11 protein-coding genes are annotated in these 21,753 nt (G+C 61.8%); 6 read left to right on the top strand and 5 right to left on the bottom strand.

The features are described 5' to 3' along the window. Nucleotides 1-4: 4 nt before the first annotated feature. On the bottom strand, nt 5-961 hold the full coding sequence (locus tag ACA071_RS21040; RefSeq protein WP_497640923.1) for a nucleoside-specific channel-forming protein Tsx: 957 nt from the start codon (nt 959-961) through the stop codon (nt 5-7). Nucleotides 962-1,432: 471 nt separating this feature from the next. Between ACA071_RS21040 and ACA071_RS21035 the strand changes: the two genes are divergently transcribed. From ACA071_RS21035 to mnmH, 3 genes are all read left to right on the top strand, one after another. Then, a complete protein-coding gene (locus ACA071_RS21035) occupies nt 1,433-11,884 on the top strand; it encodes an autotransporter-associated beta strand repeat-containing protein (protein ID WP_497645362.1) in 10,452 nt (3,483 codons plus the stop codon). 264 nt (nt 11,885-12,148) lie between these two features. Further along, entirely contained in the window at nt 12,149-13,183 is a 1,035-nt protein-coding gene (gene selD / locus ACA071_RS21030) for a selenide, water dikinase SelD (protein WP_497640922.1), read from the top strand. Next, nucleotides 13,183-14,286, top strand: a complete 1,104-nt coding sequence (gene mnmH, locus ACA071_RS21025) for a tRNA 2-selenouridine(34) synthase MnmH (protein ID WP_497640921.1) — start codon at nt 13,183-13,185, stop codon at nt 14,284-14,286. The genes selD and mnmH overlap by 1 nt, the downstream gene beginning before the upstream one ends. A 138-nt stretch (nt 14,287-14,424) precedes the next feature. Here mnmH and ACA071_RS21020 read toward each other — a convergent pair whose 3' ends face one another. Continuing rightward, nucleotides 14,425-15,480 carry a permease gene (locus ACA071_RS21020; RefSeq protein WP_497640920.1) on the bottom strand — a complete coding sequence of 352 codons (1,056 nt, stop codon included), beginning with the start codon at nt 15,478-15,480 and terminating at the stop codon, nt 14,425-14,427. A 92-nt stretch (nt 15,481-15,572) separates the two neighbouring features. Further along, nucleotides 15,573-16,247, bottom strand: a complete 675-nt coding sequence (locus ACA071_RS21015) for a histidine phosphatase family protein (RefSeq protein WP_497640919.1) — start codon at nt 16,245-16,247, stop codon at nt 15,573-15,575. 382 nt (nt 16,248-16,629) lie between these two features. On the opposite strand from ACA071_RS21015, the gene ACA071_RS21010 reads away from it, so the two are divergent. The 3 genes from ACA071_RS21010 (at nt 16,630) to hemB (ending at nt 19,349) form a co-directional block, all read left to right on the top strand. After that, complete coding sequence (locus ACA071_RS21010; RefSeq protein WP_497640918.1) at nt 16,630-17,328, top strand: glutathione S-transferase family protein; 699 nt, start codon at nt 16,630-16,632, stop codon at nt 17,326-17,328. Between the two features lie 23 nt (nt 17,329-17,351). Further along, complete coding sequence (locus ACA071_RS21005) at nt 17,352-18,194, top strand: PhzF family phenazine biosynthesis protein (protein WP_497640917.1); 843 nt, start codon at nt 17,352-17,354, stop codon at nt 18,192-18,194. A gap of 180 nt (nt 18,195-18,374) precedes the next feature. Beyond that, nucleotides 18,375-19,349, top strand: a complete 975-nt coding sequence (hemB, locus tag ACA071_RS21000) for a porphobilinogen synthase (RefSeq protein ID WP_497640916.1) — start codon at nt 18,375-18,377, stop codon at nt 19,347-19,349. Between the two features lie 192 nt (nt 19,350-19,541). On the opposite strand, the gene ACA071_RS20995 is transcribed toward hemB, so the two are convergent. Then, a complete protein-coding gene (locus ACA071_RS20995) occupies nt 19,542-19,970 on the bottom strand; it encodes a hypothetical protein (RefSeq protein WP_497640915.1) in 429 nt (142 codons plus the stop codon). A gap of 175 nt (nt 19,971-20,145) precedes the next feature. Beyond that, nucleotides 20,146-21,669 (bottom strand): FAD-dependent oxidoreductase, encoded by a 1,524-nt coding sequence (locus tag ACA071_RS20990; RefSeq protein ID WP_497640914.1) that lies wholly within the window; start codon nt 21,667-21,669, stop codon nt 20,146-20,148. Nucleotides 21,670-21,753: the final 84 nt, after the last annotated feature.

Below are 21,753 nucleotides of genomic sequence, written 5' to 3'. Positions count from 1 at the left end.
GCGCTTAAAACTGATACCCGATGCCGGCGTAGTAACCCCAGCCGTTGGAACGGGCGCGGAAATCGCCGTCGCCGAAATTCAACTCGCTGCCATCCTCCCAGTTGCCGCCGTTGTGGAAATAACGGCCGACCAGGGTGAAACGCAGATGAGTAAACGAGTACAGCAACACGTTGGTGGCCACGGTGGCGTTGGCGGTGCGGGCCGGGTTGTCCTTGTGCAGGTCCGAGCCGAAGTCGAAGTTGGTGAAGCCGATGTAGGTCAGCGACGCACCATTGCTGAAGCTGCTGATGGGCACGATGTATTTCAGCTGGGCGCGGTAGCCGTCCCAGGAATATTCGTTGCTCGCACCGTAGTTTTCCCACTGGTAGCGCCCGTAGAAGTTCGCCGACAGGTTGACCCGCGAGTGAGTGTCGATGTCGGTACCCAAACCGCTGTACAGGGTGTTGGCACGGTTGCGGGTGTTGCTGCCGTGGTCATAGATCCAGTCGAAGGCGACGTACCATTCCTTAAACGGCCCGACGGCCAGGCTGCGACCCGCCAGGTAGTCGATGGAGATCCGCGGTTCGTGCTCCATGAACAGCGGCGAACCGTGGTCCCACGCGCCTTTGTCATGGCTGTTGCCGATGTCGAAAATCTTCGGGATGTCGACGTAGCCATACAACTCGAACGGCCCTTTGCGGCCGAAGTACTCGTATTCCAGGTACACATCATCAGAGGGTTGCGGGCCGAAGCTGATGTCCTTGCTGCCGATGACCGTCAGGTCCTGGTTGAACCAGTCCGACAGGTACGCGCCTTTTTTCGGCGGGCTGGCATCGACACTGAGGGCTTCGCCCTGGGCGGATTCTTCGGGGAGGGCCGGTTGCGCCAAAACGGTGCTGCTGAGTAGTCCTGTAACGCTGGCCAGTAGCAAGGAAACAGCAAAGGTGCGCGAGCAAGTCACGCGGCTGGACGTGCGGTGCATTAAAAGTCCCTTTTCGTGCGGATCGAAGGCCCGGTTTTTCGGGCTTGCGCGGTTAGGTAGCGAAAATGCCGTTATCGGCGACTCGCAAACGTTTGCACATCCCATACCAATTGTTTCAATTCCATGAAAAACCGGGGGATTCGGGTTTATTTCTGTCGACTCGGTCAAGGAATGCAATTGCTCAAACAACGCAGATCCCTTATGGGCGCGTGCACCAAAGTATTAATGCTAATTAACCCGCGCGGATTTCTGCCCCATTAACGGGCATCTACTAATGTGTCGAGAATGTAACTGTTTCGTACAGCGTCGTAGCTTGATTTGCGTGTCGTTGGATTCACGGCCAGGGTGGCCCTGTAGCACGCCTTTCAAGGAAGAAGGTTTAACCACGTAAAGGAACTGCCCGTGGACTTGAGAGCCGTCATCGCCCCGATTTTCCGCGTCTCCCCTCTTTTTCTCGCTGTTCGCCTCGGTATGGTTGGAGTGTTTGTCGGCCTCGTCAGCCCACAAGCCATGGCCGCCTGTACGCCCGGCAGCCCAGCGGCGGGCGGGACGGTGACCTGTAGCGGCGTGCCCTCGCTGCCGCTGTTCCTCAACACCTTTTCCAGTGCGGTGAACGACCTGACCGTCAACGTCGGGTCCGCCGCGCAGTTGAATGCCACGCTGGGCGGACAGGTGCTGAACCTCACGGGTAACAACATCACGCTGAACAACGCCGGGTTGATTGACCCTGCGCTGCTCGGCGCGGTGACGGCCCTGAGCGCGGGCGCGGTGATCGGCAACGCGGGCGCCTCGGTATTGAACGTTACCAACGCCGCCACCGGGATCATCCGTGGCACCGCCGACTTGCTCAGCATCAACCTGACCAGTCTCAACGGCATGGCGTTGAACCTCAACAACGGCGCTGGCGGCAGCACCAACATCGTCAACAACGGCACGATCGGCTCGACCGCTTTGCTGAACTTGACGCTGTTCTCCGCCGACACTCCAATCGTGGCGGCGCAGGGCGGCGCCCAGGTCAACGTGATCAACGCCGGCACCATCAACGGCCGGATGGCCTTCGAGTCGTCGGCCAGCGGCAACACGTTCGTCAACTCCGGCACTATCTCCGGTGGCGTATCGATGGGCGTCGGCAGCACCAACACCTTCACCGCCATTACCGGTTCGACCATTTCCGCCGGCGGCGGTATTGGCCTGGCACTGGGCGGGTTGATCGGCGTCAACCTGACCTTTGCTCCGACCGGGCAGATCGACGGCGGGGCCGGGGGCATCAACTCGCTGATCCTGCAAAACCCGATCGGCATCGGCGGCGGCACTTCAGGCGTGGGCGTCGTCTCCAGCGCCAACTACGTCAACTTCAACAACCTGACGGTCAACAGCGGCACCTGGACCCTGCAAGGTCCGTTGGTCACCGGCAGCACCACGCTCAATGGCGGTATCGCCCAGTTCAACAACAGCGCGACCTTCGGCAGCGGCGTCCTGACCTCCAACGGCGGCGGGTTGCAGGCCAGCAGTGGCGGCTTGTCGTTGAGCAACCTGATCAACCTCGGCGCCAGCGGCATGCAACTGCTGGGCACCAACGCCATCACTCTTGGCAACGTGATCAGCGGCAGTGGCGGCATCACCAAGAATGGCACCTTCCAACTCATTCTCAACGGCGCCAACACCTACCTGGGTGCCACCGCCCTCAACGGCGGCTCGGTGCAACTGGGCAACAACCTGGCGTTCAGCACCGGCACAGTGGTCGTGGGCGGTTCGACGGTCTTGCAGGCGCCGGGCACCATTACCCTGAACAACAACATTGTGCTCAACGCCGCCGTCGGCACTTCCGGTGTCGGTAGCCTGACCCTGGCCGGGCTGATCAGCGGCGCGGGCGGTATTACGAAAAACGGCAGTGGCACCCTGGCGCTGACCGGCAACAATGCCGGCTACACCGGCAGCACTGACCTGAACGCCGGCACCCTGAGCCTGGGCAACAACAATGCGATCGGCAGCGGCTCGCTGAACGTCAGCGCGGCGGCGAGTCTTAATACCACCACCGGTGTGACCCTGAATAACTCGGTTGCGCTGAACGGCGACCTGACCGTCGTCGGCAGCAATGCGCTGACCCTCAATGGCCTGATTTCCGGCTCCAGCGGCTTGATCAAGAATGGCCTGTCGACCCTGACGTTGGGCGGCAACAATACGTATCTGGGCCCGACCGCGCTGAACGCCGGCGGACTGATTCTGGCGTCCAACACCGCGCTGGGCACTGGCGCACTGAACGCGGCCGCCGGCACGTCCCTCGACACTAGCGTTGCGGTGACGTTGGCCAACGCGCTCAACATCGGCGGCGACCTGACCATTGGTGGCACCCAGGCGTTGGGCCTGACCGGCGCCATCAATGGCGCGGGCGGGCTGATCAAAAACGGCAGCGCCGCACTGAATCTCAGCGGCAACAACGGCTACGCCGGCAACACCACGCTGAACGCCGGCACGCTGATCCTCGGCTCCAACACGGCGTTGGGCCTGGGCACGTTGAACACGGCGGCGGGCACCACACTGGATGCCAGTTCCACCGTTGCAGTGACCAATGCGGTGAACACCACCGGTGACCTGAACATCGGCGGTACCGCCAACCTGACCCTCGGTGGCGTGGTCGGCGGCACGGGCGGCCTGATCAAGAACGGCACCTCCAACCTGACGCTCAACGGCGCCAATGCCTTCCTCGGTGGCACCACCCTGAACGCGGGCACGCTGACAGTGGGTAACGCCAATGCCTTGAGCAGCGGCGTGCTGACCGTGGCCGGTGCCTCGACGCTGGACAGCAGCGCCGGCGTCGCCATCGGCAACGACATTGCGGTGAACGCCGACCTGACCGTCGGCGGCACCAACCAGCTAACCCTTGATGGCGTGCTCAGCGGCACCAACCAGTTGATCAAGAACGGCGCGGCCAACCTGGCGCTTAATGGCGTCAACACCTTCCAGGGCGGCACCACGCTGAATGCCGGCAGCATCACCGTCGGTAATGCCGACGCACTGAGCACCGGTGCCCTGACCGTGGCCGGCGCGAGCACGCTCACTGGCAGTTCGGCCCTGGCCCTGACCAACGCCATCAACCTCAACGCCAACCTGACCACCGGCGGTGCCAACGCGTTGACCCTCGGCGGCACCATCGGCGGTCTGGGCGGGTTGATCAAAACCGGCGCGTCCAGCCTGACCCTCACCGGCGCCAACACCTACGCAGGCACCACCGCGCTGAATGCCGGCTCGCTGATTGTTGGTTCCAACACCGCATTGGGCTCTGGCGCGTTGAACGCGTCGGGCGGCACCACCCTCGATGCGAGCACGGCGGCCACCCTGGCCAACGCGGTCAACCTGGGCGGCAACCTGACCCTCGGTGGCACCAACGCATTGGTCCTCAATGGCGTCGTCAGCGGTATCGGCGGCCTGATCAAAAACGGCGCGGCGGACCTGACCCTCAACGGCAGCAATAATTACCTGGGCGCTACGGCGCTCAATAGCGGCACATTGATCGTCGGCGCCAGCGGTGCCTTGGGTGCCGGTGCGTTGAACGCAGCGGCCAACACCACCCTCGACAGCAACACCGCCGTCAGCCTCAGCAACCAGGTGAACCTGGCCGGTGCCTTTAACGTCGGCGGCACGGCCGACCTGACCCTGACCGGGCTGGTCAACGGCGCCGGCAACCTGGTGAAAAACGGGGTCGGCAATCTGGTGCTCAGCGGTGCCAACGGCTTCCTCGGTGGCACTACCCTGAACGCCGGTACCCTGACTGTCGGCAACGGCTCGGCACTGGGCCTCGGTGGTTTGATCGTCGGCGGCGCGGCGACTCTGGACAGCAATGCCCCGGTCAGCCTGGGCAACACCGTGGCGCTGAATGCCGACCTGACCGTCGGCGGCACCTCGAACTTGACATTGGGCGGTGTCGTCAGCGGCACCAATCAACTGATCAAGAATGGCGCGGGCAACCTGACCCTCAATGGCGTCAACACTTATCAGGGCGCCACGACCTTGAACGCCGGCACCCTGACCTTGGGCAACGGCGCAGCGCTGGGCACTGGCGCGCTGATCGTCGGTGGCACTTCGACTCTCGACACCAGCGCGGCCTTCACTGTGGCTAACGCCGTGACCCTGAATGCCGACTTGAACGTGGCTGGCAACAACAACCTGAACCTCGGAGGCGTCATCGACGGCGCCGGTGCGCTGAATAAAAACGGCCTGTCTGACCTGACCCTCACTGGCAACAACAGCTTCACCGGGGCCTTGAACATTCTTTCCGGCAGCGTCACCGCGGCCAGCATTGGCGCGTTGGGCAATACCTCCGGCGCGAACATCAACGCTGGCGCCAGCCTCAACCTGGGCACTGATGCCAGCCTCGCCGGCCTCAACGGCAGTGGTGGTGTGCTGATCGGTTCGGGCAATACCTTGTCGGTGGGCGGCATCAATACCACCAGCACTTTCGACGGTGGCCTGGCCGGTCCTGGCGGCTTGACCAAAGTCGGCACCGGCACCCTCAACCTCACCGGTATCAACGGCCTCACCGGCGACACCGCAGTCAACGGCGGCACCCTGGACCTCAGCGGTTCCCTGGGCAGTGCCAACGTGAACGTCAACAGTGGCGCCACCCTGACCGGCACTGGTTCGGTGCTGGGCGCGTTGAACGTAGTCAACGGCGGTCACCTGGGCTTGAGCAGCGGCAACACGTTGTCGGTCGGTTCGCTGGCCTTGAACAGCACCTCCAATATGGACGTCGCTCTCGGCACACCGTCCACCAATTCGCTGCTGAACATCGGCGGCAACCTGACCCTGGACGGCCTGCTCAACGTCAGCGATGCCGGTGGTTTCGGCGTCGGCGTGTATCGCTTGATCAACTACACCGGCAGCCTGCTGAACCTGGGCATGAACGTCGGCGCGATCCCGATCGGCTACAGCCTGGCGGACCTGGCGCTGCAAACGGCGGTCGGCAACCAGATCAACCTGCTGGTGACCGCGCCTAACGCGAACCTGCGTTTCTGGGACGGCAGTCAGACCCTACCAAACGGTTCGGTGGACGGCGGCAGCGGCACCTGGAATGCCGGCAGCACCAACTGGACCTCGGTCGATGGTTTGACCAATCAGACTTGGGCCAGCGATTTCGCAATCTTCCAGGGCACGGCGGGCAACGTGACGGTGCTGGGTCCGCAGACCTTCACCGGCATGCAGTTCGTCACTGATGGCTACAACCTGTTGACCGGTGCGGCTGGGAAACTGACCGCCGTCAATGGCACCAGCGGCAACACCGCGATCCGGGTTGATCCGGGTTCCACGGCGACCATCAGCGTCGGCATCGACGGTGCCGGAACCCTGGCCAAACTCGACAGCGGCACCCTGGTGCTCAACGGCGCCAACAGCTACACCGGCGGCACATTACTCAATGGCGGCACGCTCGTCGTGGGCAGCAACACGGCGCTGGGCAGCGGTTTGCTGACCACCGCGTCGGGCGTCACCCTGGACAGCAACGCCGCCGTCACCCTCGGCAACGCCGTGGATCTGGCCGGTAACCTGAATATCGGTGGTTCGAATGCATTGACCCTCAACGGCGCGATCAGTGGCGTAGGCGGTCTGGTCAAGGCGGGTGGGGCCAACCTGACCCTCGGTGGCAATAACAGCTTCCTTGGTCCGGTGACACTGAGTGCGGGCGGCCTGGTGCTGGCCTCCAACTCGGCACTCGGCGCCGGTGCGCTGAATGCCGCCAACGCCACAACGCTGGATGCCGCTACAGCGGTGACCGTCAATAACGTGGTGAACCTGGCCGGTAACCTCACCGTCGCCGGCACCGCTGACCTGACCCTCGCTGGTGCCGTCAATGGCGCCGGTAGCCTGAGCAAAACTGGCGCGGCCAATCTGGTTCTGAATGGCTTCAACGGCTTCCTCGGCGGTGTCGACCTGAACGCCGGGACCCTGACGGTCGGCAATGCCTCAGGCCTGGGCCTGGGCAACCTGACCGTCAGTGGTGCTTCGACGCTGGACAACAACACGGTGCTGAGTCTGGCCAACAACGTTGGCCTGAACGCCAGCGTGGCGGTGGGCGGCAGCAATGACCTGACCCTCGGTGGTGTGATCAGCGGCGCCGGTGGCCTGAGCAAGAATGGCGCGGCCAACCTGACGCTCAATGGCGTCAACACCTATCAGGGCGATACGACCCTCAACGCCGGTACCCTGACCCTCGGCAACGCCGCGGCGCTGGGCACTGGCGCATTGACCGTCGCTGGTGCTTCGACACTGGATAACAGCGCGGCGCTCAGCCTGGCCAACAACGTCAACGTCAACGCCGCGCTGAATGTGGCCGGTGTCAATAACCTGACCCTGGGCGGTGTCGTCGCCGGTGCCGGAACCCTGAGCAAAAATGGTGCGGCGGACCTGACCCTCAGCGGCAACAACATCTTCAGCGGCACCTTCAACGTTCTCGGCGGCAGCTTGAGCACCACCAGCGCCACGGCCCTGGGCAACAATGCCGGAGTCAATCTGGGGGCGGGCACCAGCCTCAACCTCGGTGCGTCCGGCAGCCTCGCCAGCCTCACCGGCAGCGGTACTGCACTGGTCGGTGCCGGCAATACGCTGACCATCGGCGGCGGCAACACGAGCAGTACCTTTGACGGTGTGCTGAGCGGCAGCGGCTTGCTGGACAAACTTGGCAGCGGCACGTTTAACCTCACCGGCATCAACAGCCTGACCGGCGACACCAGCGTCAACGGCGGCACACTCAATGTCAGCGGTTCGTTGGCCAGCGCCAACGTCGCGGTCAACAGCGGCGGGACCCTCGCCGGCAGCGGCAGCCTCGTCGGCGCAGTGAATGTCGCCGATGGCGGTCACGTCGCGCTGGCCACCGGCAGTACCTTGTCGGTGGGCTCGCTGGCCTTGAGCGGCAACTCCAACCTTGATGTCGGGCTCGGTGTGCCGGTGTCGGGTGGCGGCAATGCGCTGATCAATGTTGGCGGCAACCTGACCCTCGACGGCGCCTTGAACGTCAGCGACATCGGCGGTTTCGGCAGCGGTGTCTATCGCATCATCAACTACACCGGTGCCTTGACCGACAACGGTCTGTTGATCGGCAGTGTGCCGGGCAGCGTAACGCCGGGAGATCTGCAAGTGCAGACCGCCGTGGGCAATCAGGTCAACCTGCTGGTCACCGCACCGAACACCACCGTGCAATTCTGGGATGGCGCACAAGCGGTCGGCAACGGCGCCATCGATGGCGGCAGCGGCACCTGGGCCAGTGGCAACACCAACTGGACCAATGTCGACGGCACGGTCAATCTGGGCTGGGCCAACAGCTTCGCGGTATTCCAGGGCACGGCCGGCACGGTCACGGTCAACGGCACGCAAAGCATCACCGGCATGCAGTTCGTCAGCGACGGCTACAGCTTGGTTAACGGCACGGCGGGCGCACTGAACCTGGTCAACGGTGGCTTGGGCAACGCGACATTCCGCGTCGATCCGAACAGCACCGCGACCATTGGCGTGGCGATCAACGGCGCTGGCACGTTGGGCAAATACGACACCGGCACCCTGGTGCTCAACGGCGCCAACGGTTATACCGGCGGCACCGCGCTGAACGGCGGCACCCTGGTCGTGGGCAATAACGCGGCGCTGGGCAACGGTATACTCACCGCCGCCAACGGCACCACGCTGGACAGCAACACTGCGGTCAGCCTGGCTAACGCGGTGGTGTTGAACGGCGGGATGAGCGTCGCCGGCTCCAACGCGTTGACCCTCGGTGGCGTCGTCAGTGGCACCGGCAGCCTGATCAAGAACGGCGCTTCCAGCCTGACCCTCAACGGCAGCAACACCTACGCGGGTGGTACTCAGTTGAATGCCGGTTCTTTGATCCTCGGCAACAACAGTGCGATTGGCACCGGTGCACTCGGCGTCGGTGGCAGCGCGCAGCTGGACAGCACCGCGGCCCTGCAATTGGCCAACGCCATCAACCTCGGCGGGCAGTTGACCCTGGCCGGCACCCAGGACACCACCCTCAGCGGCGTGATCGCCGGTACCGGCAGCCTGGTGAAAAACGGCAACGGTGCGCTGTTGCTCAACGGCACCAATACCTACAGCGGCGGCACCACCCTCAACGCCGGCAGCACCAGTGGCAATACCAGCAGTCTGCAAGGCGCGATCCTCAACAACGCCGCGCTGACCTTCGAGCAAACCAGCAACGGCAGCTACACCGGCAATCTCACCGGCAGCGGTACGCTGACTAAAAACGGCACCGGCGATTTGTTGCTCACGGGCACCAATGGCCTCACTGGCGACACCAACGTCCAGGCCGGCTCATTGCTGGTCAACGGCACGCTCAACAGCGCGAATGTGAATGTGGCGAGCGGGGCAAAACTCGGCGGCACTGGCCAACTCACTGGCGCGGTACAACTGGCCAGCGGCGCGACCCTGGTCGGCGGTGGCAGCGTCACGCCTTTGTCAGTCGGCTCCCTCGCCTTGTCTTCGGGCACTGACCTGGACTTCAGCCTCGGCTCGGCGACCAGTTCCACCAACGTGGTCAACGTCGCCGGCAACCTGACCCTCGATGGCACGCTGAACGTCAGCGATGCCGGCGGCTTCGGCACCGGCGTCTATCAACTGTTCCGCTACGGCGGCGACCTGACCGACAACGGCCTGACCTACGGCACGTTGCCCGGCGGTGTATTGCCAGCGAGTCTGACTCTGCAAACCGCGCTGGCCAATCAGATCAACCTGCTGGTGCAAAGTGCCGAGGGTGAAGCTCAGTTCTGGAACGGTGGTAAAACCAACGCTGACGGTACGATCAGCGGCGGCGACGGGATCTGGGGCTCGGGCACCAACTGGACGAATGCCGGTGGTACGGAAAGCCAGGGTTCGGCTCGTCGGTTCGCGATATTTGGTGGGCAGGGCGGCACTGTGACGGTGGTTGGCAACCAGGGCTTCACCGGGTTGCAGGTCCTGGACAGCGGGTATCGCCTGGTTGCAGGTGCGGACGGCAGCTTGAGCCCGGTCAATGGCGCCGATGGCAGCCTGGCCCCGGTACGGATCAACGGCGGCGTGACCACGGAAATCTCGGCACCGTTGGTGGGCACGGGCGGGATCGAGAAACTCGATTCCGGCACCCTGGTGCTGAGCGGTGCCAACACCTACAGCGGCGGCACCACCGTCAGCGGCGGTACATTGGTCGGTAACACCACCAGCCTGCAAGGTCGTCTCGCGAACAATGCGCGGGTGTTGTTTGCACAAACCAGCAACGGGCTTTTCAACGGCGTACTCAGTGGCACCGGTGATTTGGTCAAACAAGGCGCCGGGGCGCTGCTGTTAGAGGGCGATCATCCGTTCAGTGGCACCGTTGAAGTAGAGCAGGGCCTGTTGATAGTCGGTGACCAACCGGCGACGTTGGCCGGGCAGGTCACCGTGTTCAATGGTGCTGCCCTGACCGGTAACGGCAGTGTCGGTTCCGTGGTCAACCATGGGGTGTTTTCCACCGGCGCTAACGGAGAAATTCTGCGGGTGGTGGGCAACATGACCAACGCCTCGGACGGTCTGCTGGCGCTGACGTTCACCTCACCGACCATCACACCGTTGGTGGTGGGCGGCACCGCGAGCCTCGATGGTGCTCTGCAGGTGACCAATCTGCTGCCGTACAGCGGCGACACCACTTATAAGTTGATTACGGCGGACGGCGGCGTCAACGGTACCTTCAGCGCCGCCGATCTTCCGGAGCGCGCCTTCCTCGACACGTCACTGGTGTACAGCGCCAATGAAGTCGATCTGGCCGTCAGTCGCAACCAGACGTCCTTCGCCTCGGTCGCGGCCACGGGTAACCAACGGGGGGCGGCGTCCGCGCTGAACCGCAATGGCGTGGCCGGTGCGGCGTTGCAAAACGAAATCATCAACCTGAGCACTGGCGGTGCTCGTGCGGCCTTCGACAGCTTGTCCGGCGAGATTCACGCCAGCACCGCCAGCGCAATCCTCGAGGACTCGCGCTACATCCGCGACGCTGTCAACGATCGCATGCGCCAACCGTCCTGCAGTGGGCCTGACGATCCTCGTCGTGCCTTGGCACCTAGCGAAAATCGCCTGACCAGCGGCGGCTGCCACGGCGAAATGGTCGGCTGGATGCGCGCACTCGGCGCCTGGGGCGAAATGGATGGCAACAGCAACAGCGCCAAGCTTGATCGCAACCTCAGCGGCTTCATGCTCGGCACTGACAAACAGATCGACGATCAATGGCGTGCCGGGATGGCCGCCGGTTACACCCGCAGCGACCTGGATGCCCATGACCGTCGTTCCGACGCTACGGTCGACAGCTACCACCTGTCCGCGTACCTCAACTCGCAATTTGACGCTTTGGCCGTGCGCCTGGGCGCCGCGTATAGCTGGCACGACATTGAAACCAAACGTGACGTCAGCGTCGGCAGCTACAACGATCGGTTGAAAGGTGACTATGACGCCCGCAGTGCCCAAGTGTTCGGCGAGGTGGGTTACACCGTCGAAGCGGCTGGCCTGGCGCTGGAACCGTTCGCCGGCCTGGCCTACGTCAACTACGACAGCGACACCGTCCATGAAAAAGGCGGAGTAGGGCGCTTGAAGGCCGATTCCAATCAGGACATCACCTTCTCCACCCTGGGCCTGCGCGCCGGTAAAGTCATCACCCTGGCCAACGGCGGGCAATTCACCCCGCGTGCGGCCATCGGCTGGCGTCATGCCTTCGGTGACACCAAACCGGACGCTGACCTGAGCTTTATCGACGGCGGTGCCTCGTTCAGCACTCAGGGCGTGCCGATTGCCAAGGACAGTGCGCTGCTTGAAGCCGGCGTGGACTTCCAGATCAGCCCGACCGGCAAACTCGGCCTCGGCTACTCAGGCCAGCTCGCGAGCAAAAACGAGGACCACGCGATGACGATCAGCTTCAGCCTCGGGTTCTGATCGCGGTCCAAGTGTTTTAGCCGTCCGCAAGGGCGGTGATCGTTCCCACGCTCTGCGTGGGAATGCCTCAACGGACGCTCCGCGTTCGGCTCTGGAATTAAACGAGGGTCATGGTCGAAGTGTTTTTGCCGTCCGCAAGGGCGGTTTTTTTTGCCTGCGGTATTGATGGGACGCGGAGCGTCCCCGGCTGCATTCCCACGCAGCGCGTGGGAACGATCAGTCGTCTGCTAGAATCGGCCGCATTGATCCCACGAGGTGCACCCCATGAGCGAGCCGATTCGCCTGACCCAATACAGCCACGGCGCAGGATGCGGTTGCAAAATTTCGCCTCAGGTCCTGGAAGTGATTCTGGCCGGCAGCGGCGCGCAGAACCTCGACCCCAAGCTCTGGGTCGGCAACGCCTCGCGCGATGACGCGGCGGTTTATGCCATTGACGACGAGCGCGGTGTGGTCTCGACCACCGACTTCTTTATGCCGATCGTCGACGACCCGTTCGACTTCGGCCGCATCGCCGCCACCAATGCGATCAGCGACATCTACGCCATGGGTGGCGATCCGTTGATGGCGATTGCGATCCTCGGCTGGCCGGTCAATGTACTGGCCCCGGAAATCGCCCGGGAAGTGATTCGCGGCGGCCGCTCGATTTGCGACGAGGCGGGCATCCCCCTGGCCGGCGGCCACTCCATCGACGCCCCGGAGCCGATCTTCGGCCTGGCCGTCACCGGACTGGTGCAAAAACGCCACATGAAGCGCAACGACACCGCCACCGCCGGCTGCCTGTTGTACCTGACCAAACCCCTGGGCATCGGCATCCTCACCACCGCCGAGAAGAAGGGCAAGTTGCGCAACGCCGACATCGGCCTGGCCCGTGACTGGATGTGCACCCTGAACAAACCCGGAAGCCGTTTCGGCAAACTCGACGGCGTGACCGCGATGACCGACGTCACCGGTTTCGGCTTGCTGGGGCACCTGGTGGAAATGGCCGACGGCAGCCAACTCACCGCGCGCATCGAATATGAGCGGGTGCCGCGTCTGCCGGGTGTCGAGTATTACCTCGAACAGGGCTGCGTGCCCGGCGGCACCTTGCGTAACTTCGACAGCTACGCCAGCAAACTCGGGCGCTTGCAGGAATTGCACAAACGCGTGCTGTGCGACCCACAAACCAGCGGTGGTCTGCTGATTGCGGTCACCCCTGAGGGCAACGATCAGTTCCTCGCCGCCGCCGCCGAATTGGGCTTGAGCCTTGAGCCAATCGGTGAACTGGTTGAGCGACAGACCAACGCGGTCGAGGTGTTTTGATGTCCATCGACTACACCGATTACCGCGACATCTTTCTCAACGACCGGCCGATGATGGATGCTCGTGCGCCGATTGAATTCATCAAGGGCTCGTTCCCCGGTGTGGTCAATTTGCCATTGATGAGCGACAGCGAGCGTGAACAAATCGGTACCTGCTACAAGCAACACGGCCAGCAGGCGGCAATCGCACTGGGACAAAAGTTGGTGTCCGGCACCGTCAAGGACCAGCGCATCCGAGCCTGGGCCGAGTTTGCCCGAGCCCATCCCGATGGCTACTTGTATTGCTTTCGCGGCGGCTTGCGTTCACAGATTGTCCAGCAATGGATCAAGGAAGAGACCGGCATCGACTATCCACGCATTGGCGGTGGTTACAAGGCGATGCGGACTTTCCTGCTGGAGACTGTGGATCAGGCGGTCGAGCAGTGCGATTTCGTCCTGTTGGGCGGCATGACCGGTACGGGCAAGACTGAAGTGCTCACGCAATTGAGCAACGGCCTGGATCTGGAAGGGTACGCCAATCATCGTGGTTCCAGTTTTGGCAAACGAGCCACAGGCCAACCGACCAACATCGATTTCGAAAACCGCTTGGCTGTGGATGTGCTGAAGAAGCGCGCCAACGGTATCGAGCAATTCGTGCTGGAAGACGAGAGCCGAATGGTCGGCAGTTGCGCCTTGCCGTTGCCGTTGTACAAGGGCATGCAACAGTTTGCGATGGTCTGGCTGGAGGACAGCGTTGAGGGCCGGGTTGAGCGAATCCTTCAGGATTACGTGATCGACCTGCACGCCGAGTTTGTTGCTCTGTACGGCGAACACGGCTTTGCGTTGTACGCCGAACGGCTGATCTCAAGCCTGAACAACATTCACCGACGCCTGGGTGGCGAGCGTCACCAACGCATGTTTTTACAGATGGAAGACGCCTTGGCGGAGCAGGCACGTTCAGGGTCGGTAGAATTATTTCGGGACTGGATTGAAGTGCTGTTGCGTGAGTATTACGACCCGATGTATGCGTTTCAGCGCGAGAAGAAAGGCGCGCGGATCGAGTTTACCGGGGAGCAAGCGGCTGTTCTTGAATACCTGCAGGAGCGGGGCAGTCAGTTGCAGTGATGTTGTTTTTGCCGGCCCTTTCGCGAACAAGCCCGCTCCCACAGTAGATTTTCAGTGAACACAAATTTTGTGCACGACACAGGTCCACTATGGGAGCGAGGCTTGCCCGCGAAGGGGTCCTCACAGACGCCAAATGACTTAAAGCAATGCAGCCCCGATCAACCCGCTGATCACCCCAACCCCCATGGTCATCAGCACCACGCTCACCAGCACCCGCGTGTCGAAATCCTTGCGCAGCATCAGCAGCGACGGCAGGCTGATGCTCGGCAGGGTCATCAGCAACGCGACCGCCGGTGCGGTGCCCATACCCAGGGTCATCATGGTTTGCACGATGGGGATTTCGGCAGCGGTCGGAATCACGAATAGCGTACCGATGATCGCCAGCGGCACCAGCCACAACAGGCTGTTGGCCATAGCGCCATCGATGTGCGGAAACACCCAGACCCGGACCGCACCCAGCACCAGCACCGCCAGGATGTAGATCGGAATGGTGCTCCAGAACAGTTGCCAGATCGTCCGGCCCCAGCGGGTCAGGAACGGTTGCGCGTTGGTTTCGCTGGCTTCGACCACGGCTTCGACGGCGGCTTCAGGCAAGACCTCGGGCCCGGCGATCCGCTGGGCAACCAGCGACACACCGAACACCAGCACGATGCCCGCCACCAGCCGCAACGCCGTGAACCCCCAACCGAGCACGAAGCCCATGAACACCAGTGTGGCGGGGTTGAGCACCGGGTTGCCGATCCAGAAGGCCAGCGCCGCACCCACCGACACGTTCTGCCGACGCATGCCGGCGGCCACCGGGGCGGCGCAGCACGAGCACATCATGCCGGGCAGGGCGAACAGGCCGCCGCGCAGGGTCGAGGCAAAACCGGCGCGACCGAACAGGCGCAATAGCCAGTCTCGCGGAATCAATACTTGCAGCAGGGAACCGAGGATCACCGCCAGTACCGCGGCTTTCCAGATTGCCAGGAAATACACCTTGGCATACGCCAGGGCGGCGGTCAGCGGATCGGACAGTTGGTCATTGATGATCGAGGCGCCGATGCTGTGGTTGTCAGCGGCAACGAAGGCCTTGAGGTAGTAGGGCGACCACTTGACGTAGTAGAGGCCGACGCAGGCGACCAGTACGAACAAAGCGGGTTTCCACCAGAACGACCAACCCCGGGCGGGGACGGCTGTGGATGAGAGCGACATGGCGAGGTTCCGGGCAATGGAAAGATGAGCTCATGATAGCCCAGCCCCTTGTTCCTCGTGGTCCCAACAGTGCGTGGGACCTGTCCGACCTCTTATGTAGGACAGTTCTGCGAGCCGTTATCCAGCCCTTGTTTATAGGTGTGGCTGACCAGGCTGGCCTTGCCGTTGTGCCAGGTCAGGGTCAGCACGTACAGCGAATCGTAGTCGCTGGACTCCCAATCCTCAGTGATGTTCTGTTTCTTGCCGACCGCGTCGCCGGCCACCTTGTTGATCAGCTCCGGCAGGTAGCCGTGGGACCAGGCGGTGTAGATGATCGAGTTGTGATACTTGTCGTGCAGCAATTCGTCCGCCAGATCACTGGTGTCGTTGGCCGAGTACTCGATATTCACCGGCAGGCCGAGCTTGATGGCGCTGGGGCTGATGGTCATCAGGGGGCGGATGTAGCTGTAGGAATTGTCCAGTTCGCCTTCCTCGACATTGCGCGTCGGGTTGGCGGCAAACACGTAATCGGCCTTGCCGAATTTTTCGGGGAGCAAGGTGGACAGGTTGATCGCGCGGTTCAAACCCTGGCAATTGAGCTGGCCTAGGCCACCGTCGGGTTTTTCGGCATGGCGCAGAAATACCAGGGTCTGCGTGCCGTCTGCCGGTTGGGCGCGGCTTTCGCTGGACTCAAGCGACAGGAACAGCGCGCTGACCGCCAATAACGAGGGCAGAAAGATATACGCACGATGTTTGAAGCGTTGGGCGAATTTCGAAAGGTTCATCATTGAATAAAGGGATCTTCAGCGCATTCGATTAAGGCTGACAAACCTTTACACCACGCGCTCCCAGCAGCGGGTGTTTTCCATGTCGTTGAGCCGATCTGTTTCCGTAAAGGGCAATGCTCAGAGTCCTCTGAAGCCCATTTGGTTCGATGACGGCGAGTTCGCAGCACTTTAGCCGCAACCTTTGACGGGTTGGCCGAAGGTTATCGACAGGATGTTGCGGATTTATGGACGTTGCTGCATTTTCACGGCGTATCGCCCCTGTAGGCGCTGCCGGAGGCTGCGATCTTTTGATTTTGCTTTTAGAAAATCTCAATCAAAAGATCGCAGCCTCCGGCAGCTCCTACATTATGATCAGCGCTCCAATGTCTGCGCGGATCACCCCATGACCGATCTTTCTGCGTTCCCGATTACCGGAAAATGGCCGGCCCAGTACCCCGAGTGGATTCAGCTCTACTCCTTGCCGACCCCCAACGGCGTCAAGGTCTCGATTATGCTCGAAGAGATCGGCCTGCCGTACGAGCCGCACCGTGTGGGCTTCGAGACCAACGATCAACTGTCGCCGGAGTTCATGTCGTTGAACCCCAACAACAAGATCCCGGCGATCATCGACCCCCACGGTCCAGGGGACCAGCCACTGCCATTGTTTGAGTCCGGGGCGATTCTGATCTACCTCGCCGACAAGAGTGGCCAGTTGCTGGCCCAGGAATCGGCGGCGCGGTACGAGACCATCCAATGGTTGATGTTTCAGATGGGCGGTATCGGGCCGATGTTCGGGCAGGTCGGTTTCTTCAACAAATTCGGCGGCAAGGACTACGAGGACAAACGGCCCCTTGAGCGCTACGTCGAAGAAAGCAAACGCCTGTTGAAGGTGCTCGACGAACGCCTGGAAGGACGCGACTGGATCATGGGCGAGCGCTACACCATCGCCGACATCGCGACGTTTCCGTGGGTGCGCAACCTGATCGGCTTCTATGAGGCCGGTGATCTGGTGGGTATCAAGAACTTCCCGAACATCACGCGGGTGCTGGAGCGCTTCATGGCCCGGCCAGCGGTGATGCGTGGGCTGGAAATTCCCAAGTAAGCCTTTTAGAACCAAGGAAGGCCATGCGTTCATTCCCCTTCAAGCAAGTCGATGTCTTCAGCCGTACGCCGCTCAAAGGCAATCCGCTGGCCGTGGTGTTCGGCGCTGATGAACTCAGCGATGAGCGCCTGGCGGCGTTCGCGAGCTGGACCAATCTCAGTGAAACCACGTTCGTGCTCGAACCCCAGGACCCACGGGCCGATTACCGCGTGCGAATTTTCACCACCCTGTCAGAGCTGCCATTCGCCGGTCACCCGACCCTGGGCACGTGTCACGCCTGGCTTGAGGCCGGTGGCGTGCCCAAGGGCGAGGAGATCATTCAGGAGTGCGGTGTCGGGCTGGTGCGGGTTCGCCGGCAAGGCGCGGAATTGGCGTTTCTGGCGCCGCCGCTGCTCAGGACCGGTCCGGTAGAGGCCGATGTGGTGGAGCGGGTCCGGCGTGGGCTGGGGTTGGCAGCGGGGGCCATCGTTCGGGCGCAATGGGTCGATAACGGTGCCGGGTGGCTCGCGGTGATGGTCGAGGATCGGCAGCAGGTGCTCGATTTGCAGCCGGACCATTCGCAGATGCTCGGCCTGGCCGTCGGGGTTATCGCCCCTTGGCACTCCGAGCGCGATGGCGATGACGCGCAGTTCGAAGTGCGCGCGTTCATCTCCGGCGACGGCATGCCGGAAGACCCGGCCACCGGCAGCCTCAACGCCGGGATCGCCCAATGGCTGCTCAGCGAAAGGCTGGCGCCGGCGCCCTACGTGGTCAGCCAGGGCTTGACCATGGGCCGCGCCGGGCGGATTCAGGTGGATCAAGTCGGTGACGAGATCTGGATCGGCGGCGCCGTGGTGACGTGCATCGACGGGACCCTGACGCTGTAGGAGCAACGCTTGCTGGCGATGGTAATTCTGAGAACGCCATCGCGGGCAAGCCATGTTCCTACAGGGACAAACGGGGATTGTTGCCAACCCGGTAAAGGTTTGTTCCTCACCTGATGTTTGTGTCCTGCGCCGCACAGGGCATAAGCTTCGCCCCCTACGACTTTTGTCTCAGGAAAATCCATGTCCAGCCAGTTCCCCGAAGCACGTCCACGCCGTCTGCGCCGCAATGCGAGCCTGCGCAGCCTGTTCCAGGAAACCGAGTTCAGCCTGAACGATCTGGTGCTGCCAATTTTCGTCGAGGAAGAAATCGACGATTTCGTGCCGATCAAAAGCATGCCCGGTGTGATGCGCATTCCCGAGTCGAAACTGGCCGGTGAAATCGAGCGTTATGCCCGTGCCGGGATCAAGTCGGTGATGACCTTCGGCGTGTCCCATCATCTGGACAGCAGCGGCAGCGATACCTGGAACGACAATGGCCTGGTGTCGCGCATGTCACGCATTGCCAAGGACGCGGTGCCGGAGATGATCGTGATGTCCGACACCTGCTTCTGCGAGTACACCGACCACGGCCACTGCGGCGTGGTGCATAACCACGAAGTCGACAACGATCAGACGCTGATCAATCTCGGCAAACAAGCCGTGGCCGCCGCCCGTGCCGGCGCCGACGTGATCGCCCCGTCAGCGGCGATGGACGGACAGGTCCAGGCGATTCGCCGGGCGCTGGATGAAGCCGGTTTCACCCAGACCGCGATCATGGCCTACTCGACCAAATTCGCCTCGGCGCTCTACGGCCCGTTCCGTGAGGCGGGCGGCAGTGCCTTGAAAGGCGACCGCAAAAGCTACCAGATGAACCCGATGAACCGCCGCGAAGCCGTGCGCGAATCGCTGCTGGACGAACAGGAAGGCGCCGACGCGCTGATGGTCAAGCCAGCCGGCGCCTACCTCGACATCATCCGCGACATCCGCGAGGTTTCGCGGTTGCCGCTGTCGGCGTATCAGGTCAGTGGCGAGTACGCGATGATCAAGTTTGCGGCCCAGGCCGGGGCGATTGATGAAGATCGCGTGGTGCGTGAAAGCCTTGGGGCGATCAAGCGGGCAGGGGCGGACCTGATCTTTACTTACTTTGCGATGGATTTGGCTCTGGCCGGGATCTAAAAACACCCCAAACCCCTGTGTGTGGGCTTGCTCACAAAGGCGATGGGTCAGGCCATGTAAATGGCGACTGACCCATCGGTCTTCGGGAGTAAGCCCGCTCGCCATTTCTGTGGCGTCTTGAGGTTCAGTTGCCAGACGGTCAAATTCCGCCTCCTGCACTGTATTCAGCATGGGCTGTATTGTTTTCGGAACTTATGGGGTTTCGTCTTCTACGACAAAGTTAGCCGTTATGCTCAAGTCCGGTTCGGGGTATTCGTCTCTTGCAAAACCTACGTTGGAAAACTCTCCAGTTATATGTTTTCCATTGTTTTTTACTTTCAGTTTTAACGTTCCGCCGAATGAACTCCAAAAATAGTTCCCGTTACTGATATACCGTATGTTTACGAATGATTGACCAATGAGATAGTCCTTTTCACCGTCTTCAAGTTTGACCCTGGATCTGAATGTCATTGATCTCACCGTTTCTCCTTGAGGCATCAGCCACTCGATAACCACCGGGTAGTAGGGTTCGGAGTGCATTTTTACGGTTTCGCTTTTAAAGGGTTGGTGGTTGGCGCCGCTGATTAAGGCGTTTAGAGTACCGATAGCGTTGAGTTCTGACTCAATTGTTGACTGCGACATGTTTAAACCTCCCATTTGATAAATTTATTTTCGAATTTATTAAACGGTGGTGGTCGTCAGGTCGTCTACTGTCAAAGTTGACAGGTTGGTCTCGGTTTTTACCGGTGTTCGATGAACGGTGTGTTGAACTTTCTCCAAGTTTCTACGGTTTGTTGCCTATTGACTGGGAGCAGATTTAGCCAAAATACAGCCGTATCCCGTGATCCCGGAAATACCGCTCGATCACCTTCGAATCCGCACTGTTATCAGCAATCGCCACGTACGTATCCGGCCGTAGCAAATAGAACCCGTTACGCGCCAACCCTGCAGTTTCAAACGCCGGCCGCCAGTCGAACACGTGTAATGGCAAGTGATGCTCAATGCACCAGGCGATCATTTCGTCGCTGGTGTCGCCGTACACATGCACCTGCCAGGTCAGGTTTTTCAGGGATTCGTAGTTATCGCCTTCGCCATCATGCGCCCAGGGCAAGCGGTCGCCGCCGTGGACGTGCCCGGTAACGCCTTCGCTCAGTGGCATGCCGCGATAGTTGAGGGTGATTTGCGAGACAGTGCGAAACAGGAACTCCGGCCCGAACTTCGTCAATTTTGGAATCAGGAATGGCGCCAGCCGCGTGCGCAGCAGATCCGCGACTTTGCCCTCGGCGGTGACGAAGCTGAATACCCGGTCGGTGGTGGACACCAGGCGCCGGGCGAAGGCGATGCGTTCGGTTTCGTAGCTGTCGAGCAGTTTGGCGGTGGCGCCGCCGGTGAGGACGGCGGCCAGTTTCCAGGCCAGGTTGATTGCGTCGCCAATCCCGGTGTTCATGCCTTGGCCGCCCGCCGGGCTATGGACATGGGCCGCGTCGCCGAGCAAAAACGCACGACCGCTGCGAAAGAACTCCGCGACCCGGTGATGCACGCGATAGGTCGAGAACCAGTTCACCTGTTCGACCTGCACTTTCAAATGCTCGATGGCCCGGCTGCTGACGTCTTCGAATTTGAGGGTTTCGGCGTGATCGGCCCGTTCGTCGCGTACGGTGCCGATGAGCCGCGCGTGACCTTCGCTGGCCAGTGGGAACACAGCGAGGAAGTCCGCTTCATCGAGGTCCACATGCAGTTCGCCATTGAACGCCGGGCCGCTGGCCTGCACGTCGGCGACGTAGAAAATCTGTTGGTAGGTGCCGCCGGGGAAACCGCTGTCCAGGGTTTTGCGCACAATCGACCGGGCGCCGTCGCACCCGGCGATGTAGCAGGCCTGGCAGGTTTCCTCCTGGCCATCGGGCAGGCGTAATTGCGCGGTGATGCCGTCGCCGGTTTCGGTGAAACTTTCCAGTTCGGTATTGCGCTCCACGCGGATGCCGAAGGTTTCGAGGCGTTCGATCAGCAGTTGTTCGTGTTCGTCCTGGGGAAAGATTTCCAGAAACGCGTAGGGTGTCAGGCCTTCGCCGATCCTGGTCAAGGGCAGGTGCGCCACGGGTTCGCCCTTGACCCAGAAATTTGCTGCCGCCACCCGATGGCCGTTTTGCACGATGGCATCGGCGAGGTCGAGTTGACGGTACAACTCCAGGGTTCGCGCCTGCACGGCCAGGGCCCGTGAGGTGGTGCCGGCGGCCAGGGTCTTGTCGATGATGCGCACGTGGATGCCGAGTTTGCTCAGCCACAGCGCCAGCACCAGGCCGGTCGGGCCGGCACCGATGACCAACACGTCGCTACGGTTCATGGGCCTGTTCTCCGCGATGTATGGAATCAGTATGGCAAATAAAAAAGGCCCCGCAGCGGCAAAGCTGCGGGGCCTTTTCATTGA

This window comes from Pseudomonas sp. LBUM1646 (genome assembly GCF_059716165.1).
Note: the sequence above shows the minus strand (reverse complement) of the source record. Positions and strands in the feature narration are given on the sequence as shown.

Excerpts from the sequence above, each read along its gene's own strand:
- ACA071_RS20995 (WP_497640915.1), bottom strand. The coding sequence starts at position 19,970 with ATGTCGCAGTCAACAATTGAGTCAGAACTCAACGCTATCGGTACTCTA.
- ACA071_RS21005 (WP_497640917.1), top strand. The coding sequence starts at position 17,352 with ATGCGTTCATTCCCCTTCAAGCAAGTCGATGTCTTCAGCCGTACGCCG.
- ACA071_RS21035 (WP_497645362.1), top strand. The coding sequence starts at position 1,433 with ATGGTTGGAGTGTTTGTCGGCCTCGTCAGCCCACAAGCCATGGCCGCC.
- selD (WP_497640922.1), top strand. The coding sequence starts at position 12,149 with ATGAGCGAGCCGATTCGCCTGACCCAATACAGCCACGGCGCAGGATGC.
- ACA071_RS21015 (WP_497640919.1), bottom strand. The coding sequence starts at position 16,247 with ATGATGAACCTTTCGAAATTCGCCCAACGCTTCAAACATCGTGCGTAT.
- hemB (WP_497640916.1), top strand. The coding sequence starts at position 18,375 with ATGTCCAGCCAGTTCCCCGAAGCACGTCCACGCCGTCTGCGCCGCAAT.
- mnmH (WP_497640921.1), top strand. The coding sequence starts at position 13,183 with ATGTCCATCGACTACACCGATTACCGCGACATCTTTCTCAACGACCGG.
- ACA071_RS21020 (WP_497640920.1), bottom strand. The coding sequence starts at position 15,480 with ATGTCGCTCTCATCCACAGCCGTCCCCGCCCGGGGTTGGTCGTTCTGG.
- ACA071_RS21010 (WP_497640918.1), top strand. The coding sequence starts at position 16,630 with ATGACCGATCTTTCTGCGTTCCCGATTACCGGAAAATGGCCGGCCCAG.
- ACA071_RS20990 (WP_497640914.1), bottom strand. The coding sequence starts at position 21,669 with ATGAACCGTAGCGACGTGTTGGTCATCGGTGCCGGCCCGACCGGCCTG.
- ACA071_RS21040 (WP_497640923.1), bottom strand. The coding sequence starts at position 961 with ATGCACCGCACGTCCAGCCGCGTGACTTGCTCGCGCACCTTTGCTGTT.